Source organism: Helicobacter sp. MIT 14-3879 (assembly GCF_003364125.1).
Map to the genome: position 1 here is coordinate 1 of NZ_NXLP01000030.1, position 15,998 is coordinate 15,998.

The 15,998-nt window shown below is 32.9% G+C and carries 9 protein-coding genes and 1 pseudogene; all 10 read right to left on the reverse strand.

What is annotated here, in order from left to right; all coding sequences use genetic code 11:
• Window positions 1-20: 20 nt before the first annotated feature.
• On the reverse strand, window positions 21-1,691 hold the full coding sequence (locus CQA44_RS09355; RefSeq protein ID WP_115546992.1) for a HAMP domain-containing sensor histidine kinase: 1,671 nt from the start codon (window positions 1,689-1,691) through the stop codon (window positions 21-23).
• Between the two features lie 8 nt (window positions 1,692-1,699).
• A complete protein-coding gene (locus tag CQA44_RS09360; protein ID WP_115546993.1) occupies window positions 1,700-2,365 on the reverse strand; it encodes a response regulator transcription factor in 666 nt (221 codons plus the stop codon).
• Between the two features lie 58 nt (window positions 2,366-2,423).
• Window positions 2,424-3,182, reverse strand: a complete 759-nt coding sequence (gene pstB / locus CQA44_RS09365; RefSeq protein ID WP_115546994.1) for a phosphate ABC transporter ATP-binding protein PstB — start codon at window positions 3,180-3,182, stop codon at window positions 2,424-2,426.
• Between the two features lie 9 nt (window positions 3,183-3,191).
• On the reverse strand, window positions 3,192-3,965 hold the full coding sequence (gene pstA, locus CQA44_RS09370) for a phosphate ABC transporter permease PstA (RefSeq protein ID WP_258864983.1): 774 nt from the start codon (window positions 3,963-3,965) through the stop codon (window positions 3,192-3,194).
• Between the two features lie 193 nt (window positions 3,966-4,158).
• The gene (pstC, locus tag CQA44_RS09375) at window positions 4,159-5,043 is read right to left on the reverse strand and encodes a phosphate ABC transporter permease subunit PstC (RefSeq protein ID WP_115547001.1); all 885 of its coding nucleotides are present in this window, start codon (window positions 5,041-5,043) and stop codon (window positions 4,159-4,161) included.
• Between the two features lie 1,997 nt (window positions 5,044-7,040).
• Entirely contained in the window at window positions 7,041-7,871 is an 831-nt protein-coding gene (locus CQA44_RS09385) for a substrate-binding domain-containing protein (RefSeq protein ID WP_115546996.1), read from the reverse strand.
• 743 nt (window positions 7,872-8,614) lie between these two features.
• Window positions 8,615-10,084, reverse strand: a complete 1,470-nt coding sequence (locus tag CQA44_RS09390) for a restriction endonuclease subunit S (protein WP_115546997.1) — start codon at window positions 10,082-10,084, stop codon at window positions 8,615-8,617.
• A 6-nt stretch (window positions 10,085-10,090) separates the two neighbouring features.
• A complete protein-coding gene (locus CQA44_RS09395) occupies window positions 10,091-12,199 on the reverse strand; it encodes a class I SAM-dependent DNA methyltransferase (RefSeq protein WP_115546998.1) in 2,109 nt (702 codons plus the stop codon).
• 429 nt (window positions 12,200-12,628) lie between these two features.
• Window positions 12,629-13,252: pseudogene (locus tag CQA44_RS13260) on the reverse strand (DNA methyltransferase); the annotation flags it as partial.
• A 421-nt stretch (window positions 13,253-13,673) separates the two neighbouring features.
• On the reverse strand, window positions 13,674-15,998 hold a 2,325-nt coding region (locus CQA44_RS13265; RefSeq protein WP_258864981.1), incomplete at its 5' end, for a site-specific DNA-methyltransferase.

The following is a 15,998-nucleotide window of genomic DNA, read 5'->3' on the forward strand; positions in this document are numbered from 1 at the left end:
CCACACAAAAAAGGTAATTATCATATCACAGTCATAAATTCAATCACAAATTCGCTTCCCTCTCCTAGCTTGCTTTGTAATGTGATATTTGCTTGATGAAACCTTGCGACAGATTTTACGATAGATAGCCCAAGCCCCGTTCCACCTAGCTTTTTGCTGCGACTTTTATCCACACAAAAAAATCGCTCAAAAATCCTCTCTTGCAAATCCTTAGCAATGCCTATGCCATTGTCTCTAACTATAAGCAGGGCTTTCTCCCCTTTTTTGCGTAGCTCTAAATTCACAAATCCCCCTGTTTTATTGTATTTAATAGCATTATCACAGAGATTATAAATAAGATTTTTCAATAACTCAACATTGCCAAGCACAAAGCAATCCTGCAAAATAACGCAAAAAGAGATGTCTTTCTTTTCTGCAAGAAGTTTTAAGTGCTGATAGACTTCTTTGACAAGAGGCTTGAGATTTAAGCGTCTCATTGTGATGGGCTGATTCTCATCAAGAAATGAGAGTTTAAAGATTTCATCAATCATTTCTAAAAGTCTCTTTGCTTCACTCTCAATGACATTAATAAATTGCGGAAAATCCTCTCTAGCAACAAGCTCATTTTTCATCATCTCACTACTTGTTAGGATTGATGTGAGCGGGGTTTTAAGCTCGTGAGTAACATTTGCACTAAATTCCTTTCTTAATTTTTGTGCCTTAAGCTTTGCGTCCATATCACGCAAAATAATAATCATACCCTTAAATTTACCCTTAGAATAAGTTGGACAAAAGAGAAATTCACATTCTTTATAAGAAATTTGTATCGATTGGTTTTGCTGTCTCTTGTATCGCTTAAATTCGCTCAAATGAAAAAGCACCTTTTGGACAAAAAAGCTATCTTTGCATTTATGAATGATTTTTGAGGGAAAAATATCTGGAAAATACTTCTTAGCGTGCTCATTTACAAGCAATACCTTGCCAATCTTATTAAGAAAAATCAGCCCATCGCTCATATTTTGTGCCAAAAGCAAAATTTGATTTTGATTTTTCTCTAAGCCCTTTAGCTGATGTGTGATAATGTTGTATTCATTTTTTATCACATTAAAAAGTGGTTTTAGCTCTGTGTAGGGGGCTTTTCTTATGATATTATCAAATGTGAGAGATTCTAAGGGTGCAATAATTTTTCGTGTGAGCATAAGTGAGACAACAAAGCTTACAATAAAGCTTAAGACTAACTCAAGCAAGAAAATAGGAAGCAGTGATAATAAAAGCCTTGATAGATACTCTCTTAAAAGAGAGATTCTTAACACTAATGAAGTGTTATCCAAACTCACTTTTAGATAGAGGCTATACACTCTCTTATGAAGTGTTTTTGAGTAATAGCTTGCATTAGATTCCCCCTCTCTAAAGGCTTGTGCTAATTTATTTTGAAATTTATTATTATAAGTTTCATCATTATGCAGCTCATTTAGCTCATACAACACCTCGCCATTTTCTTTAAAAAGCGTGATGTGATAAGGATAATTAGATAGATTAGATAGGCTAGATAGAGATTTAGGCGAGGTTTCTAGGCTCTTTGCGTGGATTTTTAGGATATTAAAAATCTCTCTTTGCTCCCAAGCCTGTGTGTAATAGATAAGGTATAAATTTGCTGCACACACAACAGATAGGGTTATTACAAAAATGGTTGTAAAAATCTTTTGTCGCATATTTGTGTCTATTTTGATTTTAGTTTATAGCCCATACCGTGGACTGTCTTGATTTTATCCCCCCATTTGCCTAACTTTTGTCTTAATGTTTTAATGTGCATATCAATAGTGCGACTCTCCCCTGTATAGTCATAGCCCCATAATATCTCTAAAAGAGAATCTCTACTAAAGGCACGATTAGGGTTTTTAAGCAAGAATCCTAGCAAATCAAACTCCTTTAATGTTAATTTTATTTCTTTACCCTGTAATTTCACGCTATGTTCTAGTGTGGAAAATTCCAAATCATCAATGTAAATATTCTCTTCTTCTGTCTCAAATCTGCGTAAAATAACGCGAATTCTCGCTAAAAACTCCATTACACTAAATGGCTTAGTGATATAATCATCAGCACCTAAATCTAGCCCTTTTACCTTATCCATTTCATTATTTAATGCGCTTAAGACAAGGACAACAACCTGCTTTGTTTTAGGATTATTCTTAAGACTTTTTAGAATCTCAAAGCCATTGCGATGAGGTAGCATTAAATCAAGAATGAGAATTTTTGGAATATGATTATTGATAGCCACTTGAAAATCATTAGGATTATCAAAGCCCTGTGCCTGTATGTCCTGTGATTTTAGTGCATAGATTAAAAGCTCTAAGATATATTTATCATCTTCTAAGATATAGACCAAATTTCCTTCCTCTATTTTTGTAATTATAGCAATTTAAGGGTAAATTATCACTTCTTAACTATCCAAATCGCCCCTCAATATAATCCTTTGTTTTCTTATTCTTTGGATTGCTAAATATCTTTTGAGTAGAATCTAGCTCTATCATCTCTCCTAGCAAAAAGAAAGCACATTTCTCTGATATTCTATGGGCTTGCTGCATATTGTGTGTAACGATAATAATCGTATAGTCTTTTTTTAGCTTAGTAATGAGCTCTTCTATTTTTAAAGTAGAGATTGGATCAAGCGCAGAGGTAGGCTCATCCATCAAAATCACTTCTGGATTTATTGCCAATGTCCTTGCGATACATAATCTTTGTTGTTGTCCGCCACTAAGGCTAAGGGCAGATTCTTTTAATCTATCTTTTAGCTCTTTCCATAATCCCACATCTTTTAGACTCTCTTCTATAATAAAATCTAGTGCGTCTTTTTTCTTTATACCGTGCGTTTTTGCTCCAAAAGCAAGATTCTCATAAATGCTAAAAGGAAAGGGATTGGGCTTTTGAAACACCATACCCACCCTTTTACGCAATAAATTCACATCATATTTTTTATAAATATTCTCTCCAAAAAATAAAATCTTCCCTTTAATCTTGCAATTATCAATTAAGTCATTCATACGATTAAGGCTCTTAATAAAAGTTGATTTTCCACAACCACTAGGTCCAATAAATGAGGTAACCTCACCCTTTTTAATCTGCATATTGATATTTTTAAGTGCGTGAAAATCCCCATAAAAAAGATTCATATCTTTAATGCTAAAGCAATATTTCTCTTCCATTTTCTCCCTTTATCTAGTCAATTTTTTAGCGATAAAATTTGCGCTCCCATTAAGCAAAAGCACGAGCAAGATAAGTATCATTGCCGTGCTATAAGCCTCATTAATATGCAATCCTTCAGTAGAAATAGCATACATATGCACGCTTAAAGTCCTCCCTGAATCCATAAGCGAAGCGACTTTTGCCACACTCCCTGAAGTATAGAGCAATGCGGCAGATTCTCCTACAATCCTCCCAACGCTAAGAATCACACCTGCAAGTATGCCCGAACTAGCCGCTGGTAAAATGACTGCAAAAATTGTGCGTATCTTTCCTGCGCCAAGTGCAAAGCTTGCCTCTTTTAGATTAAGCGGCACAGACTTTAGGGCTTCTTGTGAGCTTCTTAAGATAAGGGGTAAAATCATAATTGACAAAGTCAAACTCCCCGCAATAAAGCTTGTCTTAAAGCCAAAATAAATCACAAAGGCTAAATAGCCAAATAAGCCATACACGATACTAGGAATGCCTACAAGAGTTTCAGAGGCGATACTAATGAGAGAAAGTATTTTAGGGCTTTTGCAGTATTCATTGAGATAAATCGCCCCAAAGATTCCAAAAGGAAAGGCAATGAAAAGCGAGAGTAACACCATATTTAGAGTATTAATTAATGAGGGCATCATAGAGACATTATTAGAAGTGTATTCCCAAGCAAATAAATCCCAACTTAAATGCCAAATTCCCTTAAAAATCACAAAAATAATTAATATAAAAAATACGGCAAGAGTGCTAAAAATAGAGATTCTCATACCTAAGAAAAGAAAAAGAGAGGATATTTTTTGTCTCTTACTTATTTTTGCATTATTTATTCCTTTTTGCATTTTATTTCCTTGTATTATTTGCCCTTTTATGTTTTTATGTTTCATTACTTGCCCCTTTGCATTTTATATATTTTTAAAAGGCTAAAGTTATCTAAGAACTCTCCCATATCGACTTTTTGCATTATTTATTCCTTTTTAAGAGGCTAAAGCTAATATTTAATAACAAGATAAAGACAAAAAGCACCACTGCATTAGCAATGAGAGCTTCTCTGTGCAAACCCTGTGCATAGCCCATTTCAAGCACGATATTCGTAGTAAGTGTCCTTACGCCATCAAACAAAGAGTGGGGGATTTGAGTTTGATTACCTGCTATCATAATCACTGCCATTGCCTCTCCAATAGCCCTACCAACCCCCAATATCACAGAGGCTAAAATCCCCGATTTAGCGGCAGGTAGGATAACAAAAAACACGCTATATTCTTTTGAAGCACCAAGTGCTAATGCACCCTCAAGATAAGTCTTTGGCACAGAATCTAGTGCGGCTTTTGAGATTAAAATAATAGTGGGTAAAATCATAATAGAGAGGATTAAAGAGGCAGCAAGTAGGCTTTTGCCAGAGATTCCCCCGAAAATATCGGCTAAAAATGGCACTAAAACAACCAAGCCAAAGAATCCATACACAACAGAGGGGATAGCCCCTAAAAGCTCAATGATAGGCAAGATAAAAGCCCTAAGCTTTGATTTGCAAAATAATGAAAGATACAACGCACTAAATACCCCGATAGGCACACCTATTAAAATGGCTAAGGCACTCACTGCAAGGCTTCCTACAATCATAGGAAATATGCCAAAAATCTCTTCTAAAGGATACCAATCTAATCCAAAGATAAAATCAAAGAAACCAATGTGATAAATAGTAGGAATAGCATTGATAAAGAGAAAGAGGCAAATAAAGCCTACTGCGAGGATAGAGAGTATCGCACAAGATACAAAGAGAGCTTGAAAAAAGCCCTCCTTGAGAGAGTATTTATTATAACGCACAATGAGAGCTATTAATTCTTTCATATCTTTTGCAAAAGCCTTGAGAGAGTATTTATTATAACGCATAGTAAGCCTTAGGAGCACCAACAAGGAATGGTAAAGGTCCTTGAGAGAGTATTTATTACAACGCATAGCAAGCCCTTTTTGTCATTTTTTAGTGTTTTTAACATTTTTTATCCTTTTATTGTCTTTTATTATTTTTTTAGTTTTTATAGTATTTTTTATCATCTTTAAGCTCTCTAGTATTTTTTATTATCTTTATCATTTTGTTATCTTTAATATTTGTATCTTTACATCATCTTTTATTGTCTTCTTAAGTATTTTTAATCATTTTTTTAGCACCTTTAATTGCTTTTTCCCTAGCATATTATCTTTAAGCCATTGTGTTAGTTTTTTATTTTTAGTATTTTTTTTTTATTATCCTTAGTTATCTTTTGTCATTTTTTAGTATCTTTATCATCATTTGTTATCCTTAGTATCATCTTTTATCATCTTTTATTTTTAGCTTTTTTACTTATTTTTTAGCGTTTTTATTTTTAAGCTCTCTTAATCACTTTTTCCCTAACACACTGCCTTTAAGCTCTTGCGTTAGTTTTTTATTTTTAGTATTTCTTATAGCCTTTAATTACTTTTAATGTTTTTATTTTTATCATCTTTTATTATCCTTTATTTTTAGCTTTTTTAGTTATTTTTTAGTGTTTTTATCCTTTTATCATCTTTTGTCGTCCTTTATATTTTTAATTATCTTTTATCACCTTTAATTGCTTTTTTCTAACATGCTGCCTTTTAGCTATTGATATTTTTATCATTTTTAATCATCTTTTATTTATCCTTTTATCACTTTTTAACATTAATATTTTTCACTTGTCATATTTGCAAATGTGGGTGAATTGCTTAAAGCAACGCACAAACCTATGAAACAGGAGAAATATCTCTTTTGTTTGCAAAAGCTAAATATCTCTCACTTTGTCATTCTACAAAAGCTAAATATTTATCCCCCTTGTCATTCTGAACTTGCCTTTAGGCAAGTGAAGAATCTCTTGTTGTGGAATCTTTTAGAATCCTTTTAAGATACTTCGGCTAACGCCTCAGTATGACAAGGGGAGAATGGCTCACAATGGCAATCCGCCTTGTCTTGTTGAGGGCTTGAAAAGCCCGAAACATCTCTGTTAGATTCTACATTATGAGATTCTTCAGTCTTGCTTTGCAAGACTTCAGAATGACAGATTCAAAATGACAAAAAATATTTTTAGAATCCCTAAAAGATACTTCGGCTAACGCCTCAGTATGACAAGGAAGTTTGTCTTATTAAGCAGTAGCAAAACATCTCTTTAAATATTTTTAGAATCTCTAAAAGATACTTCGCTACGCTTAAGTCAAGATAATTCTTCGCCCAAAAGCTTAAGTCAAAATAATCTTAACTAACCCCTTTAAAATGACAAGAAGATTTTTCGCCTAACCCTTTTAAAATGACAAATGCCATTATCTTTTTTCTACTACACAAAGGATTATCTCTTTGTGCTATCAACTTATATTTTGCAATTATCATTTTTAAATATCTTTTAATCATCTTTTAGCATTTTTAATCATTTTTTCCTCTAACACGCTGCCTTTAAGTCCTTGCGTCATCTTTAATCATCTTCAATCATCTTCAAACATCTTCAAACATCTTCAAACATTTTCAAACATTTTCAAACATTTTCCATACTATCTTTAAGCCCTTGTGTCATTTTCATTAATCGTTAGTGTTTTTTACTCACTCTTAATCTAAACATCTTTTAGCATTTTTAGCATTTCTTTGCCACTTATTCCCTACCTCATTATTACTCCCCTGCCTATTATTTGCATTTATCCCTTACCTCCCTAGCCTAATCTATAATTTTATAAATAACTCTTATTTGCTATTTATCCTTTTTGCTATGCCGCCTTTTACACCCACCCTGCCTCCTTATTTTCTTTTCTCCATTTTTTTCTTTTCTCCTTATTTTTTGCCTCCATTTTTGCTTTATTTGTTATTTGCCTCATTTGCCCTTTATTTGCTCCCAAGAATCAATCACACCTGTGAATATTTGCTTAATTTCTTGTGAAGAGAGATTATTGATAGGATTATCTTTATTGACGATAATTGCCAATCCATCAATGGCTAGGACTTTTACACTAAGATTCTTATCTAATTCACTTTGTTTGACACTGCGAGAGAGCATTGCTATATCAGCGATACCCTCTAAAAGCGAGTTTAGCCCTGTGCTTGAATCTGATTGCTGAATCTCTATCTTAGCATTAGGATTGACATCTCTATAACTCTCTACTAGCTTTTCCATTAGTGGGGTTACTGAACTAGAACCCGCAATAGTGAGCTTACCTGAAGGCTTAGTGCTACTAAAATCCTTAGAATCTATTGCAATATAGCCTGCCTTTTGAATGATTGACTTTGCATTGATAGCATATTCTAAAAAATCTTTAATAAGAGGATTAGATTCTCTAATCACCACATTAAAAGGGCGAAAGACTTTATATTGCTTATTATTGATATTAGCGACACTAGGGGCAATGCCATCAACGCTTAGTGCCTTAATCGTGCCATTTAAAGCCCCAAGTGAAACATAGCCAATAGCATTTTTTGAGCCTGCTACACTCGCCATCATCACCCCTGTGGAGTTCGTAACCTCTGCCTTTGGAGAGATAGAATCTATTTTCTTACCCCTAACATCTTTTAATATATCAAAAATCTCTACAAAAGCCCCTCTAGTGCCTGAACCCATCTCACGCGTGATAGGATAAATATCCTCTTTTGCAAAAGCAAAGCTACTAGCAAAAGTAAGAATTAACATAAATGATAATATCTTTTTCATTTCTTTCCTTAAATTAATATCTGCTAGATTAAATAATGCAACATTTCTTTATGCTTATTAATAAATGCTTATTTAATAAATGCTGCTAGATTTACCTAGTAAAATGCAAGTATAAAATCACTATGTAAAATCTTAAAATAAGAGTTGTGAAATATTTGTAAAAAGTTTCATTTAAAAATAAAACTTGTAAGATTCTATTAAAACCTATTTATAAGCTTTCTTTAGAGTGAAAAATAAAACTTGCAAGATTTGCTTAGACTTTCTTTTATAAAATTGGATAGATAAACTATTTGGGGCTTATCACCCCTAAGCTTAACTAGAAGTAGTTATTAATCTATTCAACTTTTTTATCAAATCACAAAAATTCTATAATCAATTTTGTTAAAGATAATTGCATTGTTATTCTCATAACCCTTGCACACAAATAGCATTAGATTTTTTCTATCTCTATAAAATCTTATCAATCACTGCTTTAGCCAAATTCCCCTCATCTAGCATTCTTATAATTCTTGCTATAAAATCTTATCAATCATTACTTTAGCATTAACAAAATAAGAAAACATTGTGCATTACTATAAAATCAATCACTGCTTTAGCCAAATAGCATTAGATTTTTTCTATCTCCTCTATTAAGATAAAAGATATAAGTTAATGGTATAAATCACTTTTTTGCTCTCATTGCTTCATTGCAAATCACGATGAATATCCAAAATATATTTCTCTTTCTTAGCCATTTTGTTTGCCTAGAATTTAATTTTTACTTCTCTATCATTAACAATATCATCAATAGCAGAGTTAAGAATACTTTTTAAAGTTTTGATGCTTTTATCTAGCTCATAAATCCCAGCAATTTCACAAAATTCATTATCTTGGGTTTTAAAATTCTCTAAGTTAAGGTTTTTGTATTCCACCTTTGCATTAGGATTGTGATAAAGCTTTGTGATTTGTTCTTGTAGCTCTATGGGAAAATTTGGGAATGGGATTTGTAAAAAATGCTCAATTTTTAATTCTTTCATTTTAGAGCCAAGCGAGAGATAGGTACAATATGTTCGCATAAAACCTGTATTCAAAAAACAGAGCATGAAAAGCATTAAGTATTTGGGATAATTAAAAATTCTATACATCCCTTGATTGTGATGTCCAAATCCTAAATCATTGAGATTATAAAAGATACTTTTACCGCAATCTCTTCCTTGCCCACGATTAATAAACAGAATACAATCTCGTATAAGATTTGCATTACCTATAAAATTAATTCTCTCTACTTCTTTGATTATCCCATAATCGCTGCAATGGCTGGGCGTTAGCCATTGATGTTTTAGATATTCCTCTTTACCAATGAAACGTGTCTTGGGAGTGCTACCACTTTTTATGTGATTCTCATCAATATAAAATACTCCATTTTTATAGTTCTTGATTAAAAAATCTATTTTCTTAAACTCTTCACAATAGATACCTGTATCAAGTCGGCTAGATTTTTGAAGTTCTGCAAAGGTCGGATACGAATAAGTGAAAGAATCTGACTTTTGGTTATAGGTAAGTTCGGATTCTATCATCTCAAAAATCTTTGCATGTCGCTCTTTGATAAGCCTTTCTTTGGCTATAATGGATTGCGTGAGGGTTTCTATAAAGGCAATAGTTTGCACTGAATTATAATTTGGAAAAGGGATTTTGCAGTTTAAGAAGAGTTGTTTTGCGTGACGAATTGTTGCACCCTTTGGCACAATAAAATCCAACTGCTCTCTAAAAACTTTATGCTTTATAAATGCAAGGGCATAGTATTTATGTTGGCTTATAGGTAGTTTATACATAGCACCTGAAAGCATAGTGTTAGGATAGTCTTTTTCTAAAATCACCACTTCACCAATGTTGCTATCCTTGGAAATAATTACATCTCCCTTTTTCAAATCTACATTAACAAAGCTTTGTGGTAATATGCAAAGCACACTCTCACTTGTAGTCTCTGGTAAAAAACTATGCGCCTGCAAAGCCTTGCTTCGCATAAAATAAAATGGAGATTTTTTCACATACGCAAATGAGCCTACCTCTACACCTAAATCACTTCGCATTAGTTCTCTATCTAACAACTCTCCTAAAGTTTTAAAATTTGCATTTTTCATCAAAAGTTTCTTGTGGGCATTACTAGAAAGGTTGTAGTTATTTTCTACTATCTCTTGATAGGTTATTTCTCTTGGAATATCGATATATGCCATACGCTCTCACTTTGGTTGAATAAAAATCTTTTGCAAAGATTCTTCTTGCATAGCACACCAAGATTTAAAATCTCTTATAGTTTGACTAAAGTCCTCGTCAAGTTTTGCCCTGCCTAAGCTATCAAACTCTACCTCAAAATTTTCTGGATTGATTTTATAAACATTGCAAAATGTTTTAACGCGATCAATTGTTTTTATCTCATAGCCTATATTTTCTATATTTTTGATAAAAATACTATATCCTTGCTTTTTGAGATTTTCAAGTTCTGCTTTTGGTGGTTTATAGGCAACTATCATAGAGACATTGACACCTGTTTCTGCAAAAGTGTTTGCAGGAAGGTCAAAAATAGCAACAATGCGGCATTTATCCATAAGCCATTGTCTTGTAAGCTTGTGGGTATCAATGCTTGCAATTGAGTTTGAAAGCACAATACCAAAGCGTCCATAATCTTTTAAGATTCGATACGCATTCTCTAAAAATACCACGCCCAAGTCTATCTTGCTATCATAAAATTCCCAAGTTTCATAGCATTGAATTATGTCTTTTTCTTTTGTGGTTATGGGGTTAAAGCTTCGTTTTTCACCAAAAGGGGGATTGGTTAGCACAACATCAAACTTTTTAAGCTCTCTATCATCGGCTCTATTATCCCAATCTCCCTTTGCATTAAAATTAGAATCAAGCTCTAAAAGCTTATTGTCTTTATCAAATTTATAAGCAATAGAACCTAAATCAGACTTTTGCTCTAAAGTAGCATTTCCATCACCATTAAGTAGCATATTTAAAGTAGCTAAACTTATCATTTGTTCATCAATATCTACACCAAAAATGTTATTGTCATTGAGCTTTGAATGAGAATTTACATAAGAGACAGAGAGAAAATCTGCAATACCCACAGTTGGGTCAATCACACTTTCACCATTACGAGGATTGACAATACTCACCAAAAAATCAATGAGCGGTAAGGGGGTGAGAAATTGTGCATTTGAATCTTTGGCAAAAGGTTGAGCAAAGTGGTGAAAAATCAGCTGATACAAATCACTTTTGTGTGAATTTACAAAAGAATAATCTTGAAATTCTTTGACGATACAAATCAATACTTTAAGATGATTTTCGTTTTTGAAATCTAACTCTTTAGATTTTAAAATCTTGCGGTAATTTCCACTTGCATTTTCAATTAAAGTTTCAATTCTTTTGATAAAGTTTTGCACTCCCTCATCACTTATTTTTTGATAATTTGCCTCTTCTTCTAAGATATAAAATTGCAAAGGAGAATTATGCTTTTCATCATAGATTTTTAAGCTCAAGATTTGAATAAGAATCAAGTAACCTTTTTGATTAGCTAAACCCACTTTATCCAAGGTATAAAGGATATTACGCATAGATTGATTGAGAGTTGTTGAATGCAGTCCTGAAATCGTATCCAATTCATTAAGTTTTCTTTTATCGCGTAAAATGGGCTTTGGATTTTGGAAATTTTTTAGATGTTCAAAATCGGGGATATTGGAATAAGGGTCTGGTAGGTGTAAGCTTAAATCACTCGTTTTAGAATCCTCACCCTTTTGATTAAACTCTTGGGAATACCGCAAGAATATTGTTTTATCGCCTTTACTTTGTTTTTTAAACAAATAAAGCCGTTCAGTGTCATAAAGAATGCCTAAGCAAAATGATTTTTCACTTTCTTTCATATAAGCTTTGAGCTGTTTATCATAGACTTCTGCGATACTTTTAGAATCTTCTTTTTTGAACTCTATCACTGCTAAAATATGCTCTTTAAGCCATTGTAAAGATTCTAAATTGTTATTAGTATGATAATCTTGATATTTACTAAACCAAGTCTTATCATCAAAAATCACTGCATCAATCTTAAGTGGAGCAGAATTTTTATTGCCTTTAGGCAGATAGATTTCTGTGCCTATATAGTCTTTAGCAAACATCTTAGAATCTATAATGCTGAAAAGAAATTGCCATTTGTAGTATTGCTCATTTTTGCTACCATCACTTTTAAGCCATCTTACTTGTTTATTAATCGTTAAATGCTCTGGTAAGAATGCACTAAAGGAATCTTTATTGATATTTTCTCTATCAAACTTATCTTTACTTTCTACAAAACTCATCTATTTTTCCTTTTATATAACTTATTTAAAGATAAGATTTTTGTATCCTATTACTTTTTTCAATTTATATATTTTAGTAGAATTTTTTTGTATTGTTTGATTTAATTTTTGTTCTAATCATTTTACCTTTCAATGTCTTATAACTAGATTTAGAATCCATTCATCTTCTTTTTGCTTTCAGCTACTTCTTTTCATTGCTTTTTGCTCTCATTGCTTCTTTTCATTGCTTTTTTGCATAACCTCTTGCAAGACTTGTAGCAAATTTTGCTTGTTTATGCGGGGGCTAAAAAGCACTTTAATATTTTTATTTTGCATACTCTCTCCTAGTTTTTTAAAAAATACTCTTGCATAATCAATCTTTTTTTGCTCTGGCTCGGGTATATCACTTTCTTTATCATAGCCCTTGCTCTTATTAATTCTTAAGCTTTATCAATACACTATTCTTAAGCGTTCGTCAATATTTGCACTATTTTTGAGGTTTAAAAATTCCTCTAATCCTATATTAGCATAACCATCAATGAAAATATACTCATTCTTGGTATGGCTTAAGAATTCTAGCACTTCTTTATCACACTCCACCACACAATAAACATCCTCGCATTTATAGAGTTTAGATTCCATAATACACTCTAGCTCTCTATCTAAGGTTTTGCCACACTGCAATGCAAGGTTTCTTGCAATATCGCTAGGGCTTGCACCCTCTCTACCTACAAGTAGCTCTAAATGCCCCTCTTTATCACAGGTTAAGCTAGGTTTATCACACAAACTATACACATTAAAGCCCAAATCACCTTTGAAGTCTTTATGCTCTTTAGCGATTTTTGCCCCTGCTCTCTTTACCCTCTCAATCGTAATATCACTAATGCAAGGCTTAGAGGAATGCAGCTCATTTTTACAAAAATCATAGGCAATTTTGCTTTTATCTTCTTTGATTTCTTCATCAATTTGCACGAGAATAAACTTTCTATTGCCTCCATCTTCTGCGTTAAGCTCCATTACCGCTTGAGCGGTTGTGCCACTTCCTGCAAAAAAGTCTAGGATAAGGTCAGACTCTGCATTCGCTAAAGAAACTGCGACTTCGTCTTGTTTTGAGCGATAAATCGCGGATTCTACACTCTTGGCTTGGTCATTTAGGCTTACTAAACTCCTTTCACCTCGAGTTTGAAAACCGCAATTTCTCATCTCAACTGCTTCTGCGTTAGAATCTAGTATCCTTTGTGCTTGATTTGAAATCACCTTGTCTTGTTGAGGGCTTGAAAAGCCCGAAACATCTCTTTTAGATTCTACATTATGAGATTCTTCAGCCTTGCTTTGCAAGACTTCAGAATGACAAGGGGAGAGTGGCTCAGAATGACAAGAAATATTTTTAGAATCCTTAAGAGATACTTCGCTTTGCTTAGAATGACAAGGGGATTCTTCACCCAAAGGCTTAGAATGACAAAGGGAATTAGAATCACAAATTTGAGCTTCTAAGCTATGAGGCGTATCCCCCCCCCCGTAAATGCTCATTGTTTTGATTTATTGTAACGCTTTGTATAAGTTGTTTAAGGAATACGGTGGGTTTTGGGTCGTTAAAAATATCATCATACCCAAATATATTTTCAATTTCTGTATTACCATCTGAAGTCCAAACTCCTGAAATTATAGAATACATTAGAGATTGATTTTTAACATTGTAGCGACAAACAAGATTAAAATCATCATTATATGGTTTTAAAAAATATGTCCCATTTACTAAATTTTGTTTAATTTCATTGTATTTTTCCTGTGTAATCATTTTTTCTTGTAAAAATATATCCATTTCCTCAAACATTAAATTTCTATGTTCAATCAGCTTACTTGGGTATTTTTCATACATTGCTTTAAGCTTAGAATTATTTGTATATTTACCGTGAATTTTTCTTAAAAAATCCGTTTCAATATTTTTTGATTTATCTTTTACCTTAAATAATCCTTGCATTAAAGTTTTATCTTTTGCATAAATTAAAATATATTCGTGTCCCTCATAAAATAATGTTGCTTGTCCTCCGCCCGATTTCTTTTGCCACACAAAACTACTTACAAAATTCTCCTCGCCAAAAATCTCATCACACAAAATCTTTAAATTTGCTTGTTCGTTATCATCAATAGAGATAAAAATCACGCCATCTTCACGCAATAAATCCCTTGCAAGTTTTAGTCTAGGCAACATAAAGCAAAGCCACCCGCTATGAGATTTGCTCCCTGTGATATTTTTAAAGAATTTTAAAGCCTCTGTCTCTACCCACTCTCCCCTTTCATTTTCAAGTAACAATCCCACTTCTTTAAGAATCTCATTATAATCCTCCCTAAAGTCATCGGGGTAGATGAAATTGTCGTTTTTAGTATTATAAGGCGGGTCGATATAAATCATTTTGATTTTTTCACTATAAGCAGATTTTAGGAGCTTCAACACATCAAGGTTATCGCCTCTAATGATAGTATTGCCACTTTGTGTAGAATCTCTTTTAGATTCTACATTATGAGATTCTTCAGCCTTGCTTCGCAAGACTTCAGAATGACAAGAAATATTTTTAGAATCCTTAAGAGATACTTCGCTTTGCTTAGAATGACAAGGGGATTCTTCACCCAAAGGCTTAGTATGATAATTTTCCCTTTTTGTCATACTTAGATGTGAGGTATCTAAATGCTTACTTTCTTGCCTTTCTTCATCAAAATCATTATTAGGATTCGTAGAATGCCTTAAAATCTCTTTTATAAAATCTACTCCCTTTGGGTAAGTAAAATATTCACCCATTCCTAAAGCTAAAAGTTCTTTTGTAGCACTTTGATTCATAAAGCTATTTTCAGTAAATTTTAGAGAATCAAAAGTTTTTTGATGTGTTTTTAATTCTTTTAAATAGCGTTTATAAATAAAACCTCTTTCATTTTCTTTATGTTCTTTTTTAAAGCAAATTCGCCCCTCATCAATATGTTTTTGTAGAGTATTTTGTGAAAATCTCCAATCCATTCCTTTGGGTGGATAATCCTCCTTGCCTGTATAAGGATTGGTTATGGGAAAATATCCTGTTTTCGTTTGTCTTTTAGCACTAGGATCACTGGAAATCCATTCACCATTTGGGTCATTATCGGGATTTTTATACTTACTTAAATCTTTTTGTCCGCCTAAAAGATTAACAAATTCTCTATCTTTTGCATAGCAAAGTAAAAATTCGTGTTGATAGTTTAGCCCTGTTTTAGCATCATTTGTTGTAGATTTTGTCTTGCGGATAAAATCTCCTACAAAATTCTCCTCGCCAAAAATCTCATCACACAAAATCTTTAAATTTGCTTGTTCGTTATCATCAATAGAGATAAAAATCACGCCATCTTCACGCAATAAATCCCTTGCAAGTTTTAGTCTAGGCAACATAAAGCAAAGCCACCCGCTATGAGATTTGCTCCCTGTGATATTTTTAAAGAATTTTAAAGCCTCTGTCTCTACCCACTCTCCCCTTTCATTTTCAAGTAACAATCCCACTTCTTTAAGAATCTCATTATAATCCTCCCTAAAGTCATCGGGGTAGATGAAATTGTCGTTTTTAGTATTATAAGGCGGGTCGATATAAATCATTTTGATTTTTTCACTATAAGCAGATTTTAGGAGCTTCAACACATCAAGGTTATCACCTCTAATGATAGTATTGCCACTTTGTGTAGAATCTCTTTTAGATTCTACATTATGAGATTCTTCAGCCTTACTTCGCAAGACTTCAGAATGACAAGAAATATTTTTAGAATCCTTAAGAGATACTTCGCTTTGCTTAGAATGACAAGGGGA